Origin of the sequence: Streptomyces sp. CA-210063, from assembly GCF_024612015.1 — a bacterium.
In the GTDB taxonomy this organism is placed as follows: Bacteria; Actinomycetota; Actinomycetes; order Streptomycetales; family Streptomycetaceae; genus Streptomyces.
In genome coordinates, this window is the sequence record NZ_CP102512.1 from 9,892,884 (window position 1) to 9,917,655 (window position 24,772).

At 70.5% G+C, this 24,772-nt stretch carries 20 protein-coding genes and 1 pseudogene; 15 read left to right on the top strand and 6 right to left on the bottom strand.

The window, feature by feature from the left end; genetic code table 11:
* Nucleotides 1-101: 101 nt before the first annotated feature.
* The 3 genes from JIX56_RS43410 to JIX56_RS43420 all read left to right on the top strand — a co-directional run bounded on the left by JIX56_RS43410 (nt 102) and on the right by JIX56_RS43420 (nt 3,390).
* Complete coding sequence (locus JIX56_RS43410; protein ID WP_257549389.1) at nt 102-617, top strand: pep a2; 516 nt, start codon at nt 102-104, stop codon at nt 615-617.
* Complete coding sequence (gene glgX / locus JIX56_RS43415) at nt 614-2,740, top strand: glycogen debranching protein GlgX (protein ID WP_257549391.1); 2,127 nt, start codon at nt 614-616, stop codon at nt 2,738-2,740. Before JIX56_RS43410 ends, glgX begins: the two co-directional genes overlap by 4 nt.
* A 104-nt stretch (nt 2,741-2,844) precedes the next feature.
* Nucleotides 2,845-3,390, top strand: a complete 546-nt coding sequence (locus JIX56_RS43420; RefSeq protein ID WP_257549393.1) for a hypothetical protein — start codon at nt 2,845-2,847, stop codon at nt 3,388-3,390.
* On the opposite strand, the gene JIX56_RS43425 is transcribed toward JIX56_RS43420, so the two are convergent.
* The 5 genes from JIX56_RS43425 to JIX56_RS43445 form a co-directional block, all read right to left on the bottom strand.
* A complete protein-coding gene (locus JIX56_RS43425; RefSeq protein ID WP_257549395.1) occupies nt 3,373-4,173 on the bottom strand; it encodes a VOC family protein in 801 nt (266 codons plus the stop codon). The two genes, JIX56_RS43420 and JIX56_RS43425, sit on opposite strands and share 18 nt — an antisense overlap.
* Before the next feature lie 189 nt (nt 4,174-4,362).
* Nucleotides 4,363-5,394 (bottom strand): LacI family DNA-binding transcriptional regulator, encoded by a 1,032-nt coding sequence (locus JIX56_RS43430; protein WP_257549397.1) that lies wholly within the window; start codon nt 5,392-5,394, stop codon nt 4,363-4,365.
* Nucleotides 5,391-6,296 carry a carbohydrate ABC transporter permease gene (locus tag JIX56_RS43435; protein ID WP_257549399.1) on the bottom strand — a complete coding sequence of 302 codons (906 nt, stop codon included), beginning with the start codon at nt 6,294-6,296 and terminating at the stop codon, nt 5,391-5,393. The genes JIX56_RS43430 and JIX56_RS43435 overlap by 4 nt, the downstream gene beginning before the upstream one ends.
* A complete protein-coding gene (locus JIX56_RS43440) occupies nt 6,293-7,216 on the bottom strand; it encodes a carbohydrate ABC transporter permease (RefSeq protein WP_257549401.1) in 924 nt (307 codons plus the stop codon). The genes JIX56_RS43435 and JIX56_RS43440 overlap by 4 nt, the downstream gene beginning before the upstream one ends.
* Nucleotides 7,213-8,535: an extracellular solute-binding protein gene (locus tag JIX56_RS43445; RefSeq protein ID WP_257549403.1), complete on the bottom strand. Its 1,323-nt coding sequence runs from the start codon at nt 8,533-8,535 to the stop codon at nt 7,213-7,215. Before JIX56_RS43445 ends, JIX56_RS43440 begins: the two co-directional genes overlap by 4 nt.
* Nucleotides 8,536-8,720: 185 nt before the next feature.
* Between JIX56_RS43445 and JIX56_RS43450 the strand changes: the two genes are divergently transcribed.
* A complete protein-coding gene (locus JIX56_RS43450; RefSeq protein WP_257549405.1) occupies nt 8,721-10,742 on the top strand; it encodes a beta-galactosidase in 2,022 nt (673 codons plus the stop codon).
* 132 nt (nt 10,743-10,874) lie between these two features.
* Nucleotides 10,875-12,443: a glycoside hydrolase family 53 protein gene (locus JIX56_RS43455; protein ID WP_257549407.1), complete on the top strand. Its 1,569-nt coding sequence runs from the start codon at nt 10,875-10,877 to the stop codon at nt 12,441-12,443.
* A 74-nt stretch (nt 12,444-12,517) separates the two neighbouring features.
* Here the strand turns inward: JIX56_RS43455 and JIX56_RS43460 are convergent, their stop codons facing one another.
* On the bottom strand, nt 12,518-13,354 hold the full coding sequence (locus JIX56_RS43460) for a hypothetical protein (RefSeq protein ID WP_257549409.1): 837 nt from the start codon (nt 13,352-13,354) through the stop codon (nt 12,518-12,520).
* 749 nt (nt 13,355-14,103) lie between these two features.
* On the opposite strand from JIX56_RS43460, the gene crcB (JIX56_RS43465) reads away from it, so the two are divergent.
* The 10 genes and pseudogenes from crcB (JIX56_RS43465) to JIX56_RS43510 all read left to right on the top strand — a co-directional run.
* Entirely contained in the window at nt 14,104-14,664 is a 561-nt protein-coding gene (crcB, locus tag JIX56_RS43465) for a fluoride efflux transporter CrcB (protein WP_257549411.1), read from the top strand.
* Nucleotides 14,661-15,035, top strand: coding sequence for a fluoride efflux transporter CrcB (crcB, locus tag JIX56_RS43470; RefSeq protein WP_257549413.1), 375 nt, complete (start codon nt 14,661-14,663; stop codon nt 15,033-15,035). Before crcB (JIX56_RS43465) ends, crcB (JIX56_RS43470) begins: the two co-directional genes overlap by 4 nt.
* Before the next feature lie 117 nt (nt 15,036-15,152).
* Nucleotides 15,153-15,986 (top strand): undecaprenyl-diphosphate phosphatase, encoded by an 834-nt coding sequence (locus tag JIX56_RS43475; protein ID WP_257549414.1) that lies wholly within the window; start codon nt 15,153-15,155, stop codon nt 15,984-15,986.
* 120 nt (nt 15,987-16,106) lie between these two features.
* Nucleotides 16,107-16,838 carry a FadR/GntR family transcriptional regulator gene (locus JIX56_RS43480; protein ID WP_257549416.1) on the top strand — a complete coding sequence of 244 codons (732 nt, stop codon included), beginning with the start codon at nt 16,107-16,109 and terminating at the stop codon, nt 16,836-16,838.
* Nucleotides 16,835-18,295 (top strand): amino acid permease, encoded by a 1,461-nt coding sequence (locus JIX56_RS43485; RefSeq protein ID WP_257549418.1) that lies wholly within the window; start codon nt 16,835-16,837, stop codon nt 18,293-18,295. The genes JIX56_RS43480 and JIX56_RS43485 overlap by 4 nt, the downstream gene beginning before the upstream one ends.
* 11 nt (nt 18,296-18,306) lie before the next feature.
* Nucleotides 18,307-19,347 carry an asparaginase gene (locus JIX56_RS43490; RefSeq protein ID WP_257551453.1) on the top strand — a complete coding sequence of 347 codons (1,041 nt, stop codon included), beginning with the start codon at nt 18,307-18,309 and terminating at the stop codon, nt 19,345-19,347.
* A 418-nt stretch (nt 19,348-19,765) separates the two neighbouring features.
* A complete protein-coding gene (aspA, locus tag JIX56_RS43495) occupies nt 19,766-21,178 on the top strand; it encodes an aspartate ammonia-lyase (protein WP_257549420.1) in 1,413 nt (470 codons plus the stop codon).
* 79 nt (nt 21,179-21,257) lie between these two features.
* On the top strand, nt 21,258-22,196 hold the full coding sequence (locus JIX56_RS43500) for a glutaminase (RefSeq protein WP_257549422.1): 939 nt from the start codon (nt 21,258-21,260) through the stop codon (nt 22,194-22,196).
* Between the two features lie 167 nt (nt 22,197-22,363).
* Nucleotides 22,364-23,752, top strand: coding sequence for a polyprenol phosphomannose-dependent alpha 1,6 mannosyltransferase MptB (mptB, locus tag JIX56_RS43505; RefSeq protein WP_257551454.1), 1,389 nt, complete (start codon nt 22,364-22,366; stop codon nt 23,750-23,752).
* Between the two features lie 251 nt (nt 23,753-24,003).
* Nucleotides 24,004-24,606 (top strand): annotated as a pseudogene (locus JIX56_RS43510) (glycosyltransferase 87 family protein); the annotation flags it as partial.
* Between the last annotated feature and the right edge of the window lie 166 nt (nt 24,607-24,772).

Here is a 24,772-nt window from a genome sequence, read left to right on the forward strand (position 1 = left end):
GCTCACGCTTCGTGCTCGGGCCCGCTCCGCAAAGGACGACTCGGCCTCGTTCCCCAGGGACGAGAAGAAGCGGGAGCTTCGCCGGTGAGGAGCCAACGACGATGAAGACCGCAGTGCCTCGCTACTACCACCTCGACATGGAAGTCAGTCCGGAACGGGTCGGACAGGTCAGGCGCATCCTGGCCGCTCACCTCCGGTTCTGGGACCTGGAGACCCTCGTCGAGCCCGTCTGCCACAGCGCCGACCTGCTGCTCCGCGCGATCGCGGAACACGCGACGGACAAGAACACCTCGATCGAGATGTGGTGGAACGGCCAGCACCTCATCGCCGCGGTGGGCGAGAACGACCGTGAGCTGCGCCCGGACCGTGAACTGCGCCCCTGCCTGACCCGCATCGCCGCGCTGAGCGACGGCTGGGGCTGCTGCGCCACCGACACCGGCAGCACGGTCATCTGGTTCACCCAACGGGCGCCGGTCGACCAGAGCGTGCCCCTGGTCCCGACGGCACCCGAACCGGACCTGCGGGAAGTGCTCCAAGTACCCCGCGAGATCCCCGTCGCCGTGCTCGCCGGCGCGCCCGGCGGCGAGGCGCCGGACACACGCGAAGACGCGCGGTGACCGCGCGGCGTGTCAGGAAAGGGGTGCCCGTGTGGAGCGGGCACCCCTACCCGCTGGGCGCGTCCTACGACGGCACCGGCACCAACTTCGCGCTGTTCAGCGAGGTCGCCGAACGCGTCGACCTCGTCCTCGTCGACGACCGGGGCCGCCACCGCTCCGTCCCGCTCACCGAGGTCGACGGCTTCGTCTGGCACGGCCACCTCCCCGGCGTCGGACCGGGGCAGCGCTACGGCTACCGCGTGCACGGCCCCTGGGACCCGGCCGCCGGCCACCGCTGCGATCCGGCGAAGCTGCTCCTCGACCCGTACACCACAGCCGTGGACGGGCAGACGGACAACCACCCCTCCCTCTACGAACCCGGCGCCGACAGCGCCGGGCACACCATGCTCGGCGTGGTCACCGACCCGTTCTTCGACTGGGGAGACGACCGCCCGCCCCGCAGGCCGTATGCCGACACCGTCATCTACGAGGCCCATGTCCGCGGCCTCACCCGCATCCACCCCGACGTCCCCGCCGAACTGCGCGGCACCTACGCCGGGTTGGCCCACCCCGCCGTCGTCGAGCACCTCACCTCGCTGGGCGTGACCGCGATCGAGCTGATGCCCGTGCACCAGTTCGTGCAGGACGGCGTCCTCCAGGACCGGGGCCTCAGCAACTACTGGGGCTACAACACCATCGGCTTCTTCGCGCCGCACAACGCCTACGCCGCCCAGGGCACCCGGGGCCAGCAGGTCACCGAGTTCAAGTCGATGGTCAAGGCGCTGCACGCGGCCGGCCTCGAAGTGATCCTCGACGTGGTCTACAACCACACCGCCGAGGGCAACGAGAAGGGCCCCACCCTCTCCTTCCGGGGCATCGACAACAGCTCGTACTACCGTCTGGTGGACGGCGACTGGAGCCACTACTACGACACCACCGGCACCGGCAACAGCCTGCTGATGCGTCACCCGTACGTCCTTCAGCTCATCATGGACTCGCTGCGGTACTGGGTCACCGAGATGCACGTCGACGGCTTCCGCTTCGACCTCGCGGCCACCCTGGCCCGGCAGTTCCACGAGGTGGACCGGCTGTCGGCGTTCTTCGACCTGATCCAGCAGGACCCGGTGATCAGCCGCGTCAAACTGATCGCCGAACCGTGGGACGTCGGCGAGGGCGGCTACCAGGTCGGCAACTTCCCGCCGCTGTGGTCGGAGTGGAACGGCAAGTACCGGGACGCCGTACGGGACTTCTGGCGCGGCCGCCCGCACACGCTCGGCGAGTTCGCCTCCCGGCTGACCGGCTCCTCCGACCTGTACGAACACAGCCGGCGCCGCCCGCGCGCCAGCGTCAACTTCGTGACCGCCCACGACGGTTTCACCCTGCGCGACCTGGTCTCGTACAACGACAAGCACAACGAGGCCAACGGCGAGGGCAACCGGGACGGCGAGAACGTCAACCGGTCCTGGAACTGCGGAGTCGAAGGCCCCACCAAGGACCCCCGTGTCCGTGCGCTCCGCGCCCGCCAGCAGCGCAACCTCCTGGCCACGCTGCTGTTGTCCCAGGGCATCCCGATGCTCTGCCACGGCGACGAGTCGGGCCGCACCCAGCGCGGCAACAACAACGCCTACTGCCAGGACAACGAGGTCTCATGGCTCGACTGGCACCTGGACGACGAACGACGCGGGCTGCTGGCCTTCACCCGTGACCTCATCGCCCTGCGCGCCGCCCACCCCGTGCTGCGCCGCCGCCGCTTCTTCCGAGGCGACACGCCGACCCGCGCGGACCAGCCGCTCCCCGACCTGGTCTGGCTGCTGCCGAACGCCCAGGAGATGACCGACGCCGACTGGGACCGCTCCGACGCCCACTCCGTCGCCGTCTTCCTCAACGGTGACGCCATCGCCGAACCCGACCCCTACGGCCGCCCCGTCGTCGACGACTCCTTCCTGTTCCTGCTGAACAGCCACTGGGAGCCGATGGCCTTCCGCCTGCCCGGCGCCACGTACGGCGAGCGCTGGACGACGCGGATCGACACGGCCGCGGAACCGGACGGTGTCCCGGACGAGTCCGAGTACAAGGCGGGCGCGGAGATCACCGTCGAGGCCCGGGGGCTGGTGCTGCTGTCGCGGCCGTCGCGGGCGGCGTGAACGAGCGGCGAACACCGCTCCCCGACCGGGGTGTGCCACGCCGACGGCGGGCATGAGGAGTAGTGCGCCCTGCCCTGGGGAGGCGGGCGCGGAGGGGGAGAACAGTGGTCAGGTACGTCCACCATGAGTTGATCACCGCAGTCGAGGCGGCGTGCGCCCTGATCGTGACCGTGCCCCTGGTGCTCTGGCTGCGCGACGTGCCCAAGTCCGATGCCGAACTCTGGCGGACGGGTCTCGGCGTCGCCGCCGTCCTCGCGGTCTCCGGGCTGTTGTCCTGCACGGTCGGCTGGCCGGGCAGCGAGAAACGCGAGTTCGAGACAGCGCTGCCCCTGGCGGACCCCGAGGCGGTGCTGCCCACGCCTCAGGAATCCCTCCGTCGCAGCTTCGGCCTGCCCTTCGTCGGCTTCCTGACGGCGGCCAGTCTGGTCGTCGCCCTGGCGTGGGAGTCCTTGGCCGCCTTCCTGCCGCTGCTGTTCGTGCCGGCGCGGCTGGTGACCGGGACGTACTCGGCGTACTGGGAACGGCGTCACGGCCTGCTGCTCTGGCGCGGGCACGTCACCGGGCAGCCTCTGGGGGAGAAGCAGTACCTCTACTCGTCACCGCGGCAGCCCGCCGCCCGGTGGCCGCGGCGGTCAGCGTCGGGTGCGTGAGGTGATCGTGAACTGGGCGCCGTCCGGGTCGCGGAGCACCGCCTCGTCCGCGTCGTGCGAGAGGACCGTGCCGCCGTGGTGCTGGGCGGCCTCGACGCAGACCGCCACGTCCGCGACGGCGAAGTGGACCTGCCAGTGCGGGCGGATCGTGGGGTCGGGCGCGGCTTCCAGCGCGCCCGAGGTGATCCGGGCCACCACCTCGCCCTCGCTGCGCAGGACGACCTCGTTCGCCTCGTAGCGGACCTCGCAGCAGCCGGGCTTCTCGGTGGCCCACTCCAGGACCTCGCCGTAGAAGATCGCGGCGTCGAAGGCGTCCCGGGTGTGGAGCCGGACAAAGGCCGGGGCTGCCTTGCGCCAGGTCTCCCAGTCGGTGAAGAGCGCCCCCTCCCAGATGCCGAAGGAGGCCCCGTGGCGGTCCGCCAGGAGGGCGGCGCGGCCGGGAGGGAAGGAGAGGGGGCCGACCGCGACCGTACCGCCGCGTTCCCTGGCCCGGCCCGCCGCCGCGTCCGCGTCGGACACGGCGAAGTACGGGGTCCAGGCGACCGCCATCTGCCACAGGTCCGCCACTCCGGCGATCCCGGCGACCGGCACCCCGTCCGCCAGCGCGATCCGGAAGTGGTCGCCGAGCTTGGCCGTGCGCCACCGCCAGCCCAGCACGGCGGCGTAGAAGTTCTCCGTGGCCGGAAGGTCACGGCTGGTGAGGCTCACCCAGCAGGGGGCCCCGAAGACGGAATGGCTGGAGACGACGTTCTCCGCACCCCTGAGTTTGCTGTCGCTGTTCATGGCAGTCGCGTCCTGGTCTCGTCCGCCGGCCCACACCGGCCGCACTCCAGTGTCCAACCCGATCCGGGACCGGTGCGCGTCGAGTACCCTCGCGCGGCGCTCCGACCCCGGTCGTGACGGAAACTTCGGACGACCGTTCGGGTGATGACCGGACACCCCGGGTCATTACGCCGGCGCCGTTCGAGGGTGTCAGGTCGACTCGCGCCGTACCAGCTCCGTCGGGAGGATCACCGCCGCCGGGTCCTCGCCGCCGATCTGGGCCAGCAGCACTCGCACCATCTCGTTGCTGATGCGGTCGTAGGGCTGGCGGATCGTGGTGAGGGCGGGGGTGGACTCCGTCGCCGCGGCGGAGTCGTCGAAGCCGCCCACGGACACGTCCTCGGGGACCCGGCGGCCCGCCCGGCGCAGCGCCGTCAGGGCGCCCTGCGCCATCAGGTCGGAGGCCACGAACACGGCGTCCATGTCCGGGGCCCGCTCCAGCAGCCGTTCGGCGCCCGCCTCGCCACTGGCCCGGCTGTAGTCACCGGAGGTGATGAGGCGCTCGTCGATCTCGACGCCCGCCTCCGTGAGCACCTCCTTGTAGCCGGCGAGGCGGTCGACACCACCCGGGCTGTCCAGCGGGCCGGTCACGACACCGATGCGACGGCGGCCCAGCGACAGCAGATGGCGCACCATGTCACGGGCCCCGTCCCGGTCGTCCGCGGCCACATAACTCACCTTGGAGCCCCGGCCCATGGGTTTGCCGCACTGGACGAGGGGCACCCCCGCCTCGCGCAGTTCCTCGGCGACCGGATCCGCGGAGTGGCTGGACACCAGCAGCACGCCGTCGACGTGGCCCGCCGTGATGTACCGCGTGATCCGGCGCCGCTCGTCCTCCGTGCCGGCCAGCATCAGCAGCAGCGGGATGTCGTGCGCGGCCAGCGCCTGGGTGCAACTCCGCAGCAGGACATTGAAGTTGGGGTCCTCGAAGAGCTTCTCCTGCGGCTCGGTCAACAGGAAGCCGATGGAGTCCGAGCGGCCGGTGATCAGCGACCGCGCGTGCCGGTTGACGACATAACCCGTCTTGCGGATCGCGGCGTTGACCGCCTCGGCGGCCGTCGGGCTGACGTAGTGACCGCCGTTGAGCACGCGTGAGACGGTGCCCCGGGAGACTCCCGCCTCGCGCGCCACATCGTGAATGGTCGGCGGCCTGCGCCGGCCCCCCGTGCTGCTCATGGTCATGACTTTACGGCCCCGGAGAGCAGGTCGAGGCTCCAGAACCGCTGGATGACCAGGAAGAGCGCGATCAGCGGGATCACCGCGAGCAGCGCACCCGTGATCACCAGGGTGTAGAGCGCCGGAGTGTTCGCGCCCTGCTCGAGAAGCGTGAACAGGCCCAGCGTGATCGGGAACTTCTCGTCGTCGCTGAGCATGATGTACGGCAGCAGGAAGTTGTTCCAGACGGCCACGAACTGGAACAGGAAGACCGTCACCAGACCCGGCACCATCATCGGCAGCGCGATCCGCGTGAAGATCCGCCACTCGCTCGCCCCGTCCATCCGCCCGGCCTCGACCACGTCGGAGGGCACGGCGGCAGCGGCGTAGATCCGGGAGAGATACACGCCGTACGGGGAGAGGACCAGCGGCAGCAGCACCGACCAGTAGCTGTCCGCCAGGTCCGCCTTCGCCATCAGCAGGTACTGCGGGATCGCGAGGATCACCGGCGGCATCAGCACGCCCGCCATCAGGACGTTGAAGACGGTCTCGCGGCCCTTGAAGCGGTAGATCGCCAGCGCGTAGCCGCTGATGGCGGAGACGGCCGTCGACAGGAGGGCGCCGAGACCGGCGTACAGGGCGGAGTTGCCCATCCACTGCCAGTAGATGCCGTCGCGGTAGGCGTTCAGGTCGGACAGGTTGTCCGCGAAGCCGCTGCCCGGCAGGAACGTGAACGTCGAGAACAGCTCGCTGCCCGACTTCGTGGCCGCGATCAGCACCCACGCCACGGGCAGCAGACAGTAGATCGCGCCCAGCAGCAGGGTGAGCGTCGGGACGAGCGCGATCCGGCGGCGCAGCGGCGGGCCCTGGGCGGTGCCGGGCGTGGTGCCGGCCGCCGGGGCGGCCTTGCGGACGGCAAGAGAACTCATCGTGCTGCCTCCTGCTTGGTACGGGAGTTCGCGGCCCTGAGGAAGCCGAAGGAGAGGACCAGGGTGGCCACGGCGATGATCACCGCGCCGGCGGCCGCCGAGTAGATGTCGCCCTCGCCGAACGCGTCCCGGTGCACCTTCATCAGCGGACTCCATGTGGTGGAGACCGAGTTGGTGAGGGGCTTGAGGGTGGTCGGCTCGCTGAACACCTGGAGCGTGGCGATGATCGAGAAGAAGAAGGTCAGCACGAGCGAGGGCGCCACCATCGGGATCTTGATCTTCAGGGCGGTCTGCAGCGGGGTCGCGCCGTCCAGCTTCGCCGCCTCGTACACCTCGGCGGGGATCGCCTGCAGCGAGGTGTAGATGACGATCATGTTGAAGCCGGTGCCGCCCCAGATCGCGATGTTCGAAAGGGCCGCGTACAGACCGCCGCCGTCCAGCAGGTCCGGCTGCGGGAGCCCCAGCTTCTCCAGCACGAAGTAGAAGGGGCTGACGTCCGGGAGGTAGAGGAAGCCCCAGAGCAGGGCCGCCACGACGCCCGGGACGGCGTACGGCAGGAAGATCGCCAGCCGGGTGAAGGGGGCCAGCCGCACCTTGTCGCTGTCCAGCATCAGGGCGAAGACCAGCGCCAGACCGAGCATGACCGGGACCACGATCGCGCCGTAGCCGAGCACGCGCAGCGCGCCGTCCAGCAGTTCGGAGTCGGTCAGGGCGTCGGCGTAGTTCTCGAAGCCCGCCCACACCTCGCTGCGCGCGCCCGAGCCGAGGCCCAGGCCCTTGACCTGCACCTTGTGCAGGCTGAGCCAGACCGCGTAGCCGATGGGCAGCGCGAAGAACAGGGCGAAGAGGACCGTCGCGGGGAGGAGGAAGGCGTACGGGGCCCCCTTGACCCCGTACGGCCTCCGGCGTGCCGTCGTCACTCCGCGACCTCGAAGCCCTGCTTCTTCATGTCGGCGACCGTGTCGTCCTGCATGGTCTTCAGGGCGGCACCGAAGTCCGACTTGTTCTTGGCGGCGGCGCCGAACGCGTCCTTGAAGCTGGTGTACGCGACGTTCACGTTCGGGCCCCACGCGGAGGGCGCCGTGGTCTTCGCGATCTCGGAGGCCGTGGTGTAGAAGTCGGCCTGGTTGGAGAAGAAGGCCGGCGGCTCGGCGAACGCGTCACTGGTCTGCGCGGTCGTGGCGGCCGGGTAGATGCCGCCCTCCTTCGCCAGCGCGGTCAGCGCCTGAGGGTCCGTGTTCAGCCAGGCGGCGAACTTCGCGGCGGCACCCTTGTTCTTCGAGTCCGTGGTCACGGCGGTCGACGAGCCGCCCCAGCTGCCGGTGGTGTTCTCCGACGACGACCACTGCGGCAGCGGCGCCACCTTCCACTTGCCTGCGGTGTCGGGCGCGGCGGTGGTCAGCGTGCCCGGCGCCCACACGGCGCTGACCCAGGCGATCTGCTTGCCGGTGTTGATCGCCTTGTTCCAGGCCGGGGTGTACATCGGCTGGTTGTCGACGGCGCCCTCCTTGACCAGGCCGCCCCAGAAGTCGGCGACCTTCTGCGTCGCCTCGTCGTCGATGCCGACCTTCCACTTCTGACCCTCGGTGGTCCACCACTGGGCGCCCGCCTGCTGGGCGAGACCGGCGAAGAGACCGGAATCGGCCGCGGAGAAGGTGGTGAGGTCGACGTCGGAGTCTTCCTTCTTCAGCTTCCGCGCGGTCTCGGCGAACTCGTCCCAGGTCTTCGGAACGGTCAGGTCGTACTTCTTGAACAGGTCCTCGCGGTAGTAGAACATCATCGGCCCGATGTCCTGCGGGATCGCGTAGACGGCGTCCGAGCCCAGCGTGGTCTGCTGCCAGACACCGTCGGCGAACTTGCTCTTCGCGTCGCCCGCCTCGTCCGCGATGTCGGCGACCGCGTCATTGCTGACCAGCGTCGGCAGCGCCTGGTACTCGGCCTGCACCAGGTCCGGGCCCTTGCCCGCCTTGTGCGCGGTGAGGATCTTGGTGACGAGGGTGTCGCCGGAGGCCTGCTTCTTCACCGTGACGGTGATCTGCTGCTCCTTGCCGGGACCCTTGTTCCACAGGTCCACGACCTTGTCCATGCCCGGCGTCCAGGTCCAGTACGTCAGCTTCGCCGGCCCCGACTGGGCCTCGCTGTCGTCCTCGGACCCGCCACAGGCGGCAAGTGTGGTGGCGCCGAGCGCGACGGCGACGGCAGTGGCCACAAATCGCCGGTGCTTCGTGATGTTGGGCATGGATCTTTCTCCCCTGACCTGGGTCCTCGTCTGACGCGAAGACCGTGCCATGCTTCTGTGAGCGTTCACAGTAGAGAAACATCCCGGACACTTGTCAATGGTTGTTGCTGTGCGGTTATGTTGGGCTCGCACCGCTGCCACCGTGTGTGCACGTTCCCAAATGATCGACCAAACGGGAGAGATCCATGCCGGAGACCACCCCCACGGGCCTCACCAGGCTCGCCTTCGGTGGGGACTACAACCCGGAGCAGTGGCCGGAAACCGTCTGGCACGAGGACGTCCGGCTGATGCGCGAGGCCGGCGTCACGATGGTGAGTGTCGGCATCTTCTCCTGGGCTCTGCTGGAGACCGAGCGCGGGGTGTACGACTTCGCCTGGCTCGACCGTCTGCTCGACCTGCTGCACGAGAACGGCATCCGCGCCGACCTCGGCACCCCCACCGTCGTACCGCCCGTGTGGTTCTACCGCGAGCACCCCGAGGCGCTGCCCGTGGCCGCCGACGGCACCCGCTACGAGTTCGGCTCACGCGGCGCCATCTGCCACAGCAACGCCGACTACCGGGCCGCCGCCGCGAACATCACGACCAAGCTCGCCGAGCGCTACGCCGACCACCCGGCGCTCGCCCTGTGGCACGTGCACAACGAGTACGGCGTCCCCGTCTCCGCCTGCTACTGCGACTCCTGCGCCGCGCACTTCCGCCGCTGGCTGGAGCGCACGTACGGCACGGTCGAGGCGGTCAACGAGGCCTGGGGCACCGCCTTCTGGGGGCAGCGCTACACCGACTTCGCGCAGATCAACCCACCCCGCGTGGCACCCACGGTCGGCAACCCCGGCCAGGCGCTCGACTACAAGCGGTTCGCCGACGAGACCATCCGCGAGAACTTCGTCGCCGAGCGGGACATCCTGCACCGCCTGGCGCCCGGCATCCCGGTCACCACCAACTTCATGACCGCGCTCAGCCAGTGCGACTCCATCGACTACTGGGCCTGGGGCCGCGAGGTCGACCTCGTCACCAACGACCACTACCTGATCACCGACGGCCGCCGCACCCATGTGAACCTCGCGATGGCCGCCGACATCACCCGCTCGGTCGGCGCCGGCGCCCCCTGGCTGCTCCTGGAGCACTCCACCTCGGGCGTCAACTGGCAGGCCCGCAACCCCGCCAAGGCCCCCGGCCAGATGGCCCGCAACTCCCTCGCCCATGTGGCCCGCGGCTCCGACGGCGCCATGTTCTTCCAGTGGCGGCAGTCCCGGCGCGGCGCCGAGAAGTTCCACTCGGCGATGCTGCCGCAGGCCGGGACCGACTCCCGGGTCTGGCGCGAGGTCGTCGAACTCGGTGCCTCCCTGGACTCGCTCAGCCAGATCCGCGGCAGCCGGACCGTCGCCGACGTGGCCGTCCTGTGGGACTGGCAGTCCTGGTGGGCGCAGAACCTCGCCTGGCGCCCCAGCGAGGACCACGAGGCCCGCGAACGCGCCGACGCCTTCTACGAGGCCCTCTACGACCGCCACCTCACGGTCGACTTCGCCCACCCGGAAGCCGACTTGTCGGCCTATCCCCTTGTCGTCGTACCCGCGCTGTACCTGATGACGGAAGCGGCGGGGAACAACCTCAAGGCGTACGTCGACAACGGCGGCACCCTCGTCGTCTCGTACTTCTCCGGGATCGTCGACGAGCACGACGCCGTCCACGAGGGCCCGTACCCCGGTGCTCTGCGGGACGTACTCGGCCTGACCGTCGAGGAGTTCTCGCCGCTGCTCGGCGGGGAGAGCGTCCGGATCACCGGGCCCGACGGCTCCGAGCTGACCGGTGACGTGTGGACCGAGTTCGTGGTGCCGCGCGGCGCCGAGACCGTGTGGACCTACGCCGACGGACTCACCGCCGACCGGCCCGCCGTCACCCGGCACCGGCTCGGCGAGGGCTCCGCCTGGTACGTCTCGACCCGCTTGGACCCGGCCGGTCTTGACGCGCTCCTCGGCTGGGCCGCCGACGACGCGGGCATCGCGCCGCGCGCCGATCTGCCGCGCGACATCGAAGTGGTCCGCCGGACGGGGGAGTCGGGCGACTTCCTCTTCGCGATCAACCACACCGCGCTCGACGCGAAGGTGCCGCTCGACACGGACGGCACCGAGCTCCTGACCGGCGAACGCGCGGCGAGCCGCCTCGTCGTACCCGCCGGCGGCGTCAGGGTCGTACGACTCGACGCCTGATCACCCCCGAACACCGGCCGGATCTCTGGGGACATCCGGTCGGTCACGGCGGCGTCGCGCCCACGGCCTTCGGGTGCGGCGCCGCCACAGCACCTGTGCAACCAGATCCCCACCTTCGTCGAAGGGACGACGATGTTCCACGCGAGACGCGCCCTCAGGGCCCTGCTGATACCGCTGTTCGCAGGCCTGGCGCTCACCACCCTGCCCGCCACCTCGGCATCCGCCGCCTCCACACTCACCAACGGGGGCTTCGAGTCCGACGGCACCGGGACCGCGACGCCGGCCGGCTGGTCGACGTACTCGGCGGCCGGGCAGAACTCCGCCTCCTTCACCGAGTCCGGTGGCCACGGCGGCAGTTACCGTCTCTCCCACTACGCGGCCTCGGCCTACAAGGTGGAGACGTACCAGTACCTGTCCGGGCTGACCAACGGGAACTACAAGCTCACCGCGTGGGTGCGTTCCGGCGGTGGCCAGAACTCCGCGTACATCGCGCTGAAGAACTGCGGCAGCGCCGAGCAGCGCACCGACATCCCGGTCTCCTCCAGCGGCTGGATCCGGATCGTCACCTCCATCGCGGTGACGAACAACCAGTGCACCATCAGCATCAACTCCGACGCGAACGCCGGTAACTGGATCAACGTCGACGACCTGACCTTCGCGTCCGGTACGACGGGCCTGTCCATCAAGGGCTCCGACGTGTCGTCGCTCATCAAGAGCGAGGCCCTCGGCGGCGTCTACAAGAACAGCTCCGGCACCACCGGCGACGCGCTCGCCATCCTCAAGGGCGCCGGTCAGAACTACGCGCGCGTCAAGGTCTGGGTGAACCCCGCCGACGGCTACAACAACAAGACGCGTGTGCTCGCCGCCGCCAAGCGCATCAAGGCGCAGGGCATGAAGCTGCTGGTGGACTTCCACTACTCGGACACCTGGGCCGACCCGGGCGCACAGACCGTGCCGTCCCCGTGGACCGGGCACAGCTACAGCCAGCTGAGGACGGACGTCTACAACCACACCCACGACGTCCTCAACGCCCTCAAGGCTCAGGGCACCACCGCCGACATGGTCCAGGTCGGCAACGAGATCAACGGCGGCATGCTGTGGAACGCGGGCTCCACCTCCAACTGGTCGCAGCTCGCCGGTCTGCTCAACTCCGGCTACGACGCGGTCAAGGACGTCAACTCCTCCACCCAGGTGGCGCTGCACCTCGCCAAGGGCGGTGACCTGTCCGGCACGCGCTGGTGGTTCGACAGCGCGGTGTCCAACGGCGTGAAGTTCGACGTCATCGGCCTGTCGTACTACGGCTACTGGCACGGCACGCTCGCCGACTTCCAGACGACCCTGGACGACGCGGCGTCCCGCTACGGCAAGCCGGTCTTCGTCGCCGAGACGGCCTACCCCTTCCGCCTCGACAGCGAGGACTCGCACGAGAACATCATCGACCTGAGCAGCGAACTCGTGTCCGGCTATCCGGCCACGACCGCCGGTCAGACCCGCTGGATGAAGGACATCGCGAGCATCGTCGAGGCCGTCCCGAACGGCCGCGGCCTCGGAATCTTCTACTGGGAGTCCACCTGGACCGCCCGCACCGGCAACGGCTGGGACCCGACGGACTCGTCCTCCGGCAACGGCTGGGAGAACCAGGCGCTGTTCGGCTACGACGACAGGGCGCTTCCGGCGATGGCGTGGTTCAGCCACCGCTAGCCGACCGGTCGCCTGTGACCGATGGGTGAGTGAAGGAGGGCCCGTACGCCTCGGCGTACGGGCCCTCCGGCCGCTCAGGGCCGGCCGACCGTGCCCAGGAAACGGTGCAATGAGTCCGCCATCGCGGTGACGAACGCGTCCTGGACCGACTCGGGCACGCGGTCCAGGGAGAGGTAGGGGTTGAGGTCCTCCAGTTCGACCAGGAGCAGGTCACCTGCTGGGGTGCGGCACGCGTCCACCCTCTGGATCCCCTGGTCCAGCGTGTTCCAGTTGACGAACTTCCGGGCGAAGTCGAGGTCGGCCTCCGTGGCCTCGTAGGGCTCCAGAACCCAGCGCCGGTCGGGATCGGGCGCGTACAGCGCGTACTGGAACATGTCGTCGACGTAGGAGAAGGACACCTCGTAACGGAAGTCGACGCGCGGCTGGACGAGGACATCACCCCAGGTCAGGCCCGCGAGTTCGGCCCTGGTCACGAAGCGCAGGCCGATGGAGTCGGCGCCCGCCTTCGGCTTGACCGCGTACGAGGCGGTCTCGGGCAGCCGTTCCAGGTCCTCGGGTCGGTCGACCGTGGGTATCACCGGGTACCCGGCCCCGGCGAGGTCCAGCAGGTACTGCTTGCCGACCATGTCGGCGCGGCCGGTCAGCGGGTTGTAGACGGGGATGCCGAGTGCCGTCGCCCGCTCGCGGAAGGTGTCGTACTCCTGCTGATAGTGCAGGACGGGTCCGCTGTTGCGGACCACGACGGCGTCGAAACCGTCCATCAGGGCCGTGGCGTCCAGCGGGTGGCACAGGGCGATGTCGAAGTCCGCGCGCAGCCGGGAGGTGAGAAAGATGTCCTCGTCGCAGTAGCGCCGCCCACGGGCCGGGTAGGCGAGGTCGGTGACGTACAGCAGGCTGGGGCGAGCGGGCACGGCGGTCTCCCTGGTCGGTGGCGGCCACCGTAACCCGAGGTCACGAGGGGCGGCCCGGCCCTCTGCCGGGATGGACCACCGCGGGCAGCGGGCGGACGACCGGGAGGTGGACATGACGGACGTGGGGGCAGGGCGGACTCACGACCACCGCTCCGCTTCCGCAGGGTCACCAGCGCCTGCGTCGCCGGGCCGACTGATCCCGGGGAGCCGGTGGGAGTGGGCAGTCGCAGTGTGCGAGCTGCCGGGAAAGGCGGGCTGAGCGGCCCGGGTCGGGCAGGGCCGAGGCCCAGGGTCGGCGTCGCGCCGGCCCCAGCCCCCAGGCGCAGGCCCAGGCCCAGGCCCGGCCCACGGTCCGCGTCGGGGCCGAGCCAGGCCACGGGGCGTTGCGCCGCGCTGCGAGGGCATCCACCGAGCGCCGCGAGGCCGCCGGTCACGGCCGCATGCTCCTGTGTGGGCCGGGGAAGGCCTGCTGAGCGATGGCCGGAGTCGGTCAGAGGCGAAAGACGGCTGCGCCTGGCCGGGGCCCGGTACCGGCGAAGCCCGGCCGCGGCGAGTCCACGCTCGCCACCGGCCCAGTACGGCACGGACGGCGGCCGCGCTACGCTGTCGACCAGCCGCGATCCCCCTCGCGGCGCGGCGGTGGGGCCCGCCGTACCCGAACCGCGGCATCGACGCCGCCAACGGTCCCTGCTTGCGACGGAGCGCGCCCGGCAGTCGTCCGGGCCCCGGCGAGTAGGAGACGTACGCGCATGCCAGTCCCGCACCCGGACGGACCCGAAGCCCTTCATTCCCCCGACGCACCGGTCGCCGACCCGCCGCGGCCCGCTCCCTGGCACGGCCAGGCGCCCGTGATCGCGGTCGTCGCCATCGGCGGCGGCATCGGGGCGACGGCCCGCTACGGCGCCTCCCTGCTCTGGCCCGTGGGGACCGCCGGCTTCCCCTGGACCACGTTCTGGGTGAACGTCGTCGGCTGCTTCGTGATCGGCCTCTTCATGGTCCTGATCACGGAGAGATGGGCGGTCCACCGCCTGGTCCGCCCCTTCTTCGGCACCGGGGTGCTCGGCGGCTTCACCACGTTCTCGACGTACGCCGTCGACATCCAGCGCCTCATGGAGCAGGGCCGCCCGGCCACCGCCCTCGCCTATCTCGCCGCGACCCTCCTCGCCGCCCTCGCGGCGGTCTGGCTCGCGGCGACGACGGCACGACTGACCCTGCGGACCGGGCCGACCCACACACAGCGGACCGGGCCGACGCCAACGCGGCAGACCGGCCCCACCGAAACGCGTGAGAAAGGTAAGAGGTCGTCGTGAACTGGGTGCTCGTCATCGTCGGCGGAATGCTCGGCGCGCCCCTGCGCTATCTCACCGACCGGGCCGTGCAGTCCCGCCACGACACGGTCTTCCCGTGGGGCACGTTCACCGTCAACGTCGCCGGATCCCTGGTCCTCGGCGTCCTCACCGGCGCTGTCACGGCCGGCGCAGCCACCTCCCACCTGCATCTTCTGCTCGGCACCGGACTGTGCGGGGCGCTCACCACGTACTCGACCTTCTCGTACGAGACTCTGCGTCTCGCCCAGGACGGCGCCCGCTTCCACGCCGCCGCCAACGTGATCGCGAGCGTGGTGGCGGGGCTGGGCGCGGTCTTCGTGGGGGTGGCGCTCGCGGAGGCCCTCTGGTCGTAGGCGGGGGCGCCTGCCCGGCCGCAGGCGGGGTCCTTACCCGCCCGTAGTACGAATTCCTCCCTCGTGTTCCTCCCTCATGTTCCTTCCGCATGCCGTCGCCGAGCAGAACTGGACCCCATGAGCACCATCACCGTCGGTCAGGCCGTCGTCCTCGGAGCGGTGGAGGGAGTGACGGAGTTCCTGCCGGTGTCCTCCACCGGTCATCTGAAGATCACCGAGGGGCTCATGGGGATCCAGGTCGAGGACAAGGCCGTCGTCGGGTTCTCGGCGGTCATCCAGGTGGGTGCGATCGCCGCGGTGCTCGTGTACTTCCGCAACGACATCGCGCGGATCGGCTCCGCCTGGTTCCGTGGACTGTTCGACGCGAAGGAACGGCAGGACCGCGACTACCGGTTCGCGTGGTGGGTGATCGCCGCGACGATCCCGATCGTGGTCGTGGGGGCAGCCGCCCGGTCGCTCATCGAGGGGCCGCTCGCCTCGCTGTGGGTGGTGGCCGGATCGCTGATCGTCGGCAGCGGTGTGATGTGGGTCGCGGAGCAGGTGGGCCGGCGCAGGCGCGCGGAGGGCGACACCCGGTTCCGGGACGCGATGCTGGTCGGCGGTTCCCAGATCCTCGCCCTGCTCTTCCCCGGCTTCTCCCGCTCCGGCGCCACCATGTCCACCGCGCTGCTGCTCGACCTCGACCGGGTCGCGGCCACCCGGCTCTCCTTCTTCCTCGGCATCCCGGCCCTCACGGGCGCCGGCCTGTACGAACTCAAGGACGCCCTCGGCGCGGGGGTGGGCGCGGCCCCGCTGATCGCCGGCACCACCGTCTCGTTCGCGGTCGCGTACGCTTCCGTCGCCTGGCTGCTGAAGTTCGTGACCAGGCACTCGCTCAATGTGTTCGTGTCCTACCGGATCGTCGTCGGGGTGCTCCTCTTCGGACTGCTCGGCGCGGGCGGACTCAGCTGACGGCGCTCCGTCCGCGCCACCGATGCGTGACGCGGCGCTGATCCACAACCGCCCGTGACCTGGAAGATCCAATCCGCGGCCCCTTGACAGCCCCCTCCTGTCACCCGCAGGATCACCCCCGTGAACCTGTCAGACAGCCAGACAGGTGGCTCGGCACCCCGGCGCGTCAGCGCCATGGAAGCGGTGCTCACCCACCTCCGCGACGCCATCGAGCGCGGCACGTACGCCATCGGGGACAAGCTTCCCTCGGAGGCGGAGCTCTGCCGGCAGCTCGAAGTGAGCCGTCCGGTGCTCCGTGAGGCGCTGCGCGCTCTCCAGGTGATGGGCCTGACCCAGTCCCGCACCGGCAAGGGCACCTTCGTGATCGCGAACGCCGTCGAGGACCCCACCTTCGGCGACTACGCGGCGAGCGACCTGCTCGAAGTGCGCCGACATGTGGAGATCCCGGTCGCCGGGTACGCGGCGGTGCGCCGCACCCCGGAGAACCTGGACCATCTGGCGCATCTGCTGGACCGGATGGAGCGGGAGACCGACACCACCGCCTGGGTCGCGATGGACACGCTCTTCCATCTGGCGGTGGCCGAGGCCGCCCAGAACCCGGTGTTCCGCCGGGTGATCGAGGAGATCCGGGACGCGCTGGCCCGCCAGTCGGCCTTCCTCAACGAACTGGGCGGCCGTCGCGAGCAGTCCAACCGCGAGCACCGGGCCATCGTCGAGGCGCTGATCGACGGTTCCGAACACGACGCGGTGGAGGCCATGTCCCACCACCTCGACCGCGTCGAGACCACCCTCACCGACATCGTGCGTTCCCCCCGCACGGAAAGCTCCACGGAAGGCGGACCCGAGGCGTGAGCGAGCAGTCCCTCGAAAAAGACGCCGTAGACGACGCCGTACGGGCCGGGCAACCCTCCGGTCACGTCGACGCCGGAGACGCCGGCTACAGCAAGTCCCTGAAGTCCCGCCACGTCAACATGATCGCCATCGGCGGCGCGATCGGCACCGGCCTCTTCCTCGGCGCCGGCGGCCGTCTCGTCGACGCCGGCCCGTCCCTCTTCATCGCGTACGCGGTCTGCGGACTCTTCGCCTTCCTCGTCGTCCGCGCCCTCGGCGAACTGGTCCTCTACCGGCCCTCGTCCGGAGCCTTCGTGTCCTACGCCCGGGAGTTCCTCGGCGAGAAGGGCGCGTACACGGCCGGCTGGATGTACTTCCTGAACTGGGCCACCACCGGTATCGCCGACATCACCGCGGTCGCCCTCTACACCCACTACTGGGGCATGTTCTCCGACATCCCGCAGTGGGTGATCGCGCTCATCGCGCTCGGGATCGTCCTCGCCGTGAACCTGATCTCGGTGAAGATGTTCGGCGAACTGGAGTTCTGGTTCGCGATCATCAAGGTCAGCGCACTCGTCATCTTCATGCTGATCGGCATCTTCCTGCTGGTCACCCAGCAGCCCGTCGACGGCCACACCCCCGGCCCGTCCCTGATCACCGACAACGGCGGCATCTTTCCCAACGGCCTGCTGCCCATGCTGCTGATCATCCAGGGCGTCGTCTTCGCCTACGCCTCCGTCGAGCTGGTCGGCGTCGCCGCCGGTGAGACCGAGAACCCCGAGAAGATCATGCCCAAGGCGATCAACTCGATCATGTGGCGCGTCGGTCTGTTCTACGTCGGCTCCGTCCTTCTGCTGGCGATGCTGCTGCCCTGGTCCTCGTACAAGGCCGGCGAGAGTCCCTTCGTCACCGTGCTCTCCAACATCGGCATCCCGGCGGCCGGCGGCATCATGAACCTGGTCGTGATGACCGCGGCCATGTCCTCGCTCAACTCGGGCCTGTACTCCACCGGCCGCATCCTGCGCTCCATGTCGATGGCGGGCTCCGCCCCGAAGTTCACCGGCGTGATGAGCCGCAGCCAGGTCCCCTACGGCGGCATCCTGCTCACCAGCGGTATCTGTGTGCTGGGCGTCGGGCTCAACTTCGTGGTCCCGGCCGAGGCGTTCGAGATCGTGCTCAACTTCGCCGCGATCGGCATCATCTGCACCTGGGGCATGATCATGATCTGTCACCTGGTGTTCTGGCAGAAGACCGAGAAGGGCGAGCTGACCCGGCCGAGCTACCGGCTGCCCGGCTCCCCGTGGACCGAGCTGGTGACGCTGTTCTTCCTGGCGTCGGTCCTGGTCCTGATGTACGCGGACGGCGGCGCCGGCCGGACGACCGTGCTGTGCCTCCCCCTGATCGTATTGGCGCTGATCGCGGGGTGGTTCGGCGTACGACGCCGGGTCGCCCAGCAGTCGGCCGGAGCGAAGAAGTGAACCAGGCAGTGATGTACGACCCCACGACCACCGGCGCCGCGGCGATCCCTGCGGCTCCGGTGGCCGCGGCCCCCGCGATCCGGGAACCGCTCCACGCCCCCGTCGCCCACCTCGTACGCGGAGGTGTCATCGAGGGCATCCACTACGGCTCCGTCGTGGTGCTGAGGGCCGACGGGGAGGTGGAACTCCAACTCGGCGACATCGAGGCGGCGTTCTACCCCCGGTCGGCGCTCAAGCCGGTCCAGGCCGTGGCGATGCTGCGCGCCGGACTGCCCCTGGACGGCGAACTGCTGTCCCTGACCGCGGCCAGCCACTCCGGCGAGGAACGCCACCTCGCCGGAGCCCGGCAGATCCTGGAGCTGGCCGGGGCCACCGAGGACGATCTGCGCAACGTCACCGACCTGCCGTACGACCCGGCGGTGCGGGACCAGTGGATACGTGAGGGCCGACAGCCCTCGCGGCTCGCGCAGAACTGTTCCGGCAAGCACGCGGCCATGCTCTACACCTGCCGGCTCAACGGCTGGTCCCTGGAGAACTACCTCGACCCGGCGCACCCGTTGCAGCAGGCCATCGCCGAGATCGTGGAGGACCTCACCGGGCAGGCCATCGCCCGGGTGACCGTCGACGGCTGCGGCGCCCCTCTCTTCTCCGTCTCCCTGCACGGCCTGGCCCGCGCCCTCGCCCGGATCACCACCGCCGCCGAGGGCACCCCCGAGCGCACGGTCGCCGACGCGATGCGCGACCACGTCGAGCTGGCGTCCGGCGCCGGGCGTGATGTGGCCGAGCTGATGCGGGCCGTGCCCGGGCTGCTCACCAAGGACGGCTTCGAGGGCGTCCAGGTCGCCGCGCTCCCGGACGGCCGGGCCGTCGCCGTCAAGATCGCGGACGGGGCGAACCGGGCCCGGGTGCCGGTGACTGCGGCGGCGCTCGCACGGGCGGGGGTCGCCCCCGAGGCGCTCGCCGCCTTCGCGGGCGAGGCCCTCCTGGGGGGCGGCCGCGAGGTCGGCCGGATCCGCCCGGTCCGCGCACTGGATCCACTGCCGCGCCAGTAGTCGTTCCGGCGCATTTCCGCCCCCGTCGCCCCTACCCGTCCCATCCCCAGGGGCGCTGCCCCTTCGACCCCGCTACGCGTGAGAGCTCGGGCGGTGGGGTGGTTCGGCGGGTGCGGGTGAGTGGGGGGCTGGTCGCGCAGTTCCCCGCGCCCCTGAAAGACCAGGCCCTGCGGGCCTGAAAGACGACGGCCCTGCGGGCCGAAAAGTCAGGGGCGCAGCCCCTGCTTTTCAGGGGCGCGGGGAACTGCGCGACCAGCCCCCCACCCACCCGCACCCGAAAACGCACCCCTTGCGGGTCGAAGGGGCGCAGCCCCTGGGATGGGACGGGTAGGGGCGGCGGGGGCGAAAAAGGACCCGCCGCAGACGTCGTACGCCCCGTTCGCCCACCCGCACCCTACGAAGAAAGGCCCACCCCGCCATGACCGCCGCCGCAGCCACCCGCAGCGAACACGATCTGCTCGGAGACCGTGACGTCCCCGCCGACGCGTACTGGGGCGTCCACACCCTGCGCGCCAGGGAGAACTTCCCCATCACGGGCACCCCGATCTCCGCCTACCCCCATCTCATCGACGCCCTGGCCGCCGTCAAGGAGGCCGCCGCCCGCGCCAACGAGGAACTCGGTCTGCTCGCCCCCGAGAAGGCCGCCGCGATCATCGAGGCCTGCCGGGAGATCCGCGACGGCAAACTGCACGACCAGTTCGTCGTCGACGTCGTCCAGGGCGGCGCCGGCACCTCCACCAACATGAACGCCAATGAGGTCGTCGCCAACCGGGCGTTGGAGCTGCTGGGCCACGCCAAGGGGCAGTACGAGTACCTGCACCCCAACGAGGACGTCAACCTCGGCCAGTCCACCAACGACGTCTACCCGACCGCCGTCAAGATCGCGACGGTCTTCGCGGTGCAGGGACTGCTCAAGGCGATGGCGGTGCTTCAGGACTCGTTCGCCCGTAAGGCCGTCGAGTTCCGCGAGGTCCTCAAGATGGGCCGTACGCAGTTGCAGGACGCGGTTCCCATGACGCTCGGTCAGGAGTTCTCCGCGTTCGCCGTCATGATCGACGAGGACCGGAGCCGTCTCGACGAGGCCGTCGAGCTGATCCATGAGATCAACCTGGGCGCCACCGCCATCGGCACCGGCCTCAACGCACCCGCCGGATACGCCGAGTCGGCCCGCCGCCACCTCGCGGCGATCACGGGGCTGCCGCTGGTCACCGCCGCCAACCTGGTCGAAGCCACCCAGGACTGCGGCGCGTTCGTCCAGATGTCGGGCGTCCTCAAGCGCGTCGCCGTCAAGCTCTCCAAGAGCTGCAACGACCTGCGGCTGCTCTCCTCCGGGCCGCGCGCGGGCCTCAACGAGATCAACCTCCCGCCCGTGCAGGCGGGTTCGAGCATCATGCCCGGCAAGGTCAACCCGGTGATCCCCGAGGTCGTCAACCAGGTCGCCTTCGAGGTGATCGGCAACGACGTCACGATCACGATGGCGGCCGAGGCCGGACAGCTCCAGCTGAACGCCTTCGAACCGATCATCCTGCACTCCCTGTCCGAGTCCATCACCCACCTGCGCGCCGCCTGCCTCACCCTCGCCGAGCGCTGCGTCGACGGCATCACCGCCAACGAGGAGGAGCTGCGCGCGGCCGTGGAGAACTCCATCGGCCTGGTGACCGCCCTCAACCCGCACATCGGGTACACGGCGGCCACCGACATCGCCAAGGAGGCCCTCGCCACCGGCCGGGGCGTGGCCGAACTCGTCCAGGAGAAGGGCCTGTTGCCCGCCGAACGGCTCCGGGAGCTGCTGAGGCCCGAGGTGCTCGCGGGCAGCGCACCCCTCGCCTGACGCACCCCAGGGCTGACACATCCCCGACCTGGCCCTCTCCTGACCTGCGGCGACGCGCCAGGACCGGCACGGAGGCACAATGGTGATCATGACAACGACGTCGTCCCTCACCTTCCAGCCGGTCCTGGAACGCATCGCCGAGGAGATCGAACGGACCCCGGGCCGGGGCCGGCCCGCCGACTACATCCCGGCGCTCGCGGCCTGCGATCCGCGCAGCTTCGGCATGGCCGTCGCGGAACTCGACGGCACGGTGTACGGCGTGGGGGACTGGCGGGAGCCGTTCTCCACGCAGTCCATCACCAAGGTCTTCACCCTCGCCCTCGACCTGGCGCGGGAGGGCGACGCCCTCTGGGAGCACGTGGGCCGCGAGCCCTCGGGCAACCCCTTCAACTCCCTGGTCCAGCTGGAGTACGAGGCCGGCATCCCGCGCAACCCGTTCATCAACGCGGGTGCCCTCGTCGTCACCGATCGCCTGCACACCCGTACCGGCGACGCGGCGGGCGAGCTGTTGTCCTTCCTCCGCTCGGAGAGCGGCAACCCGGAACTGGACTTCGACGCCCAGATCGCCGCCTCCGAGTCGGCGCACGGCGATCGCAACGCGGCGCTCGCCCACTTCATGGCGTCGTACGGCAACATCGACAACCCGGTGCCGGCCCTGCTGGACCAGTACTTCCGGCAGTGCTCCCTCACCGCGTCCTGCGCGGATCTCGCCCTCGCCACCACCTTCCTGGCCCGCCACGGTGTCCGCGCCGACGGGACCCGCCTGCTGACCCGGAGTCAGGCGAAGCAGGTCAACGCGGTGATGCTCACCTGCGGGACGTACGACGCGGCCGGCGACTTCGCCTACCGCGTGGGCCTCCCCGGCAAGAGCGGTGTGGGCGGCGGCATCATCGCCGTCGTACCGGGCCGCTGCACGCTGTGCGTGTGGAGTCCGGGCCTGGACGAACGGGGCAACTCGGTGGCGGGCGTGGCGGCACTGACCCGATTCACGACCCTGACGGGACTGTCGATCTTCTGACAGGATTGTCGATCTTCTGACGGGCCGTCGGCACGACCGTCGCCGCCATCGAACCCGTGGCGCCGACCGGCGGCGGGTTCGCTCATGGTCACGTCCTGGTACCCGGCAGGAAGGCGCCACGTCGCCTCCCCGCCACCCGGCGTTGACACGCTGACCGAGTGTTGGCCATCGCTTTTCCCGTCGACCTCCGCCGCTGCCAGGCCCTTGGCCTGGCCGGATCCGCTTTCCTCGCCCTGGGAGGTGAGACCGCCGGCGCCCTGCCGGTCCAGGATCTGCTCTCGCCGACATCCGGACGCGGTGCGCTGGGGTTGGTCGGTGTTTACTTCGGCGTCGTCCTGCTGATAGCCGCCTGGGCGCTGCTGGGGAAGGTGATACGCGGCCCCGAACCCCCGACACCGCGCGCCCTGCTCCTCGTGCTGGCCGTCTGGGCGGCCCCCCTGCTGCTCGCGCCGCCGCTGTTCAGCCGGGACGTGTACAGCTACCTCGCCCAGGGCGCCATGGTCGACGCGCACATCGACGTCTATGTGCACGGGCCCGCCCGGCTCGGCGGACCGCTCGCCGACGAGGTGGCACCGATGTGGCGGCACACGGCGACGCCGTACGGGCCGGTCTTCCTCGCCATGGCCTCCGGGCTCTCCGGTCTCACCGAAGGACGGATACCGGCCGGACTCATCGGCATGCGCATGATCGCCCTCCTCGGTGTGGCCCTGATGGCCGTGGCGCTGCCCCGCCTCGCCCGGCACAGTGGGGCCGACCCGGCCGTCGCCCTCTGGCTCGGCGCGCTCAACCCGCTCGTGCTCCTGCACCTGGTGGCCGGGGCCCACAACGACGCGATGATGCTGGGTCTGCTGGGGGTCGGGCTGGTGGCCGCGCGGGGCCGCTGGTATCTCCTCGGTGTCGTCCTCGTGACGCTCGCCGCGCTGGTCAAGGCCCCCGCCGCGCTCGGCCTGCTGGCGCTGATCGTGATGCGCGGCCGTACCGGATGGATACGGACGACGGCGGCCACGCTGGCCGTCGCCTCGGCCACCACGGCCGCCGCGACCACCCTGGCCGGCACGGGATACGGGTGGATCGCCGCCCTGCGCACCCCGGTGTCCCCGCAGAACTGGTCGCTCACCAGCGTCCTCGGCCGCGCCACCGGCACCCTGCTCCACGACCTGGGCAGCGACCTCGCCCCCCTCGCGCTCCCGGCCTGGCGCGCCGCCGGACTCCTGGTGACCCTGGCCCTCGTCCTGTTCATATGGCTCCGGTTGAGACCCGGACCGGTGTACGCGCTGGGTCTCAGCCTGGCCGTCGTCGCCGTGCTGGGCCCGGCGATCCGTCCCTGGTACGCCCTGTGGGGTCTGTTCCTCATCGCCGCCGCCGCGCGGAACGACTCCGTGCAGCGCCGGATCGCGGCCGCCAGCGGGGTGCTCGCGCTCGCCGTCCTGCCGAGCGGCTACCCGGCGGACACCGAGCAGATAGCCCTGGCGGTGTGCGGGGGAGTCCTCGCGGTGGTCGTGCTGTGGCAGGCCCATCAGGCCGCTCAGGCGCCGGTCCTGGAGCGGACGGCATGAGCGAACCGCGTCACCGGCGGTTCGCGCTGCGCACCGACCGCGCCCGGATCCTGTTCGTCCTCGGCCTGGCCGTCACCGTCACCGTGTTCACCGCGACCGTGCCGCTCCTGCGCGACTGGTTCGACCTGCGCGTCTACCACGGCACCATCGACACCTGGGTCCACCACGACGGCCGTATCTACGACTACCTGGTGCCCGGCACCACCTACGGCTTCACCTATCCGCCGTTCGCGGCCGTCGCCATGCTGCCGATGGCGCTGGTCGGGCTGCGCACGGCGATCGTGCTGTGCCTGGGACTGAACCTGGCGGCGCTCGCGGCCGTCCTGTGCGTGCTGGCCGGGCCGCGTCTGCGCCGCTACGGCTGGTTCGGCACCTCCCTCGTCCTCTGCGCGCTCGCCCTGTTCGAACCGCTGCGGGACACCTTCAGCTTCGGCCAGGTCAACCTTCTGCTGCTCGCTCTCGTGCTCACGGACGCGTGGCTGCTGTCCACCGGCCGGGCGCGCTGGGCGGGCGTGGGCATCGGTCTGGCGGCGGCGATCAAGCTGACGCCCGCGATCTTCATCGGGATGCTGCTCCTCGCCCGGCGGTGGCGGGCCGCCGGGCTCGCGACCGCCGTCGCCGCGGCCGCCACCGCGGCGGCGGCCTGGATCGCCCCGTCCGCCTCACGCTTCTACTGGACCGAGGCCCTGTGGGACACCAGCCGCATCGGCCGTCTCGACTACGTCTCCAACCAGTCGCTGCAAGGCGTCCTGGCCCGGCTCGTGGCACCGCACGAACCGAGCCGCGCCGTGTGGGCGTTGCTCGTGCTCGGGGTGCTGTGCGTGTGGGCGTGGCGGGTGCGTACGGCGGCTCGCGCCGAGGACTGGACCGCCGCGTTCGCTCTCACCGGGCTGACCGCGTGCCTGGTCAGCCCGATCACCTGGGTGCACCATCTGGTCTGGCTGCTGCCGTCCTTCGCCGTGCTGCTGAGACACCGCCGGCTGCTGCCGCTCGCGGCGACGCTCTACGCGGCGCTGTGCA

Coding starts and splice junctions, on each gene's coding strand:
- JIX56_RS43410 (WP_257549389.1), top strand. CDS start 102: ATGAAGACCGCAGTGCCTCGCTACTACCACCTCGACATGGAAGTCAGT.
- JIX56_RS43425 (WP_257549395.1), bottom strand. CDS start 4,173: ATGAACAGCGACAGCAAACTCAGGGGTGCGGAGAACGTCGTCTCCAGC.
- JIX56_RS43430 (WP_257549397.1), bottom strand. CDS start 5,394: ATGACCATGAGCAGCACGGGGGGCCGGCGCAGGCCGCCGACCATTCAC.
- aspA (WP_257549420.1), top strand. CDS start 19,766: ATGACCGCCGCCGCAGCCACCCGCAGCGAACACGATCTGCTCGGAGAC.
- JIX56_RS43435 (WP_257549399.1), bottom strand. CDS start 6,296: ATGAGTTCTCTTGCCGTCCGCAAGGCCGCCCCGGCGGCCGGCACCACG.
- JIX56_RS43450 (WP_257549405.1), top strand. CDS start 8,721: ATGCCGGAGACCACCCCCACGGGCCTCACCAGGCTCGCCTTCGGTGGG.
- crcB (WP_257549411.1), top strand. CDS start 14,104: ATGCCAGTCCCGCACCCGGACGGACCCGAAGCCCTTCATTCCCCCGAC.
- JIX56_RS43500 (WP_257549422.1), top strand. CDS start 21,258: ATGGTGATCATGACAACGACGTCGTCCCTCACCTTCCAGCCGGTCCTG.
- JIX56_RS43455 (WP_257549407.1), top strand. CDS start 10,875: ATGTTCCACGCGAGACGCGCCCTCAGGGCCCTGCTGATACCGCTGTTC.
- JIX56_RS43490 (WP_257551453.1), top strand. CDS start 18,307: ATGTACGACCCCACGACCACCGGCGCCGCGGCGATCCCTGCGGCTCCG.
- JIX56_RS43445 (WP_257549403.1), bottom strand. CDS start 8,535: ATGCCCAACATCACGAAGCACCGGCGATTTGTGGCCACTGCCGTCGCC.
- JIX56_RS43475 (WP_257549414.1), top strand. CDS start 15,153: ATGAGCACCATCACCGTCGGTCAGGCCGTCGTCCTCGGAGCGGTGGAG.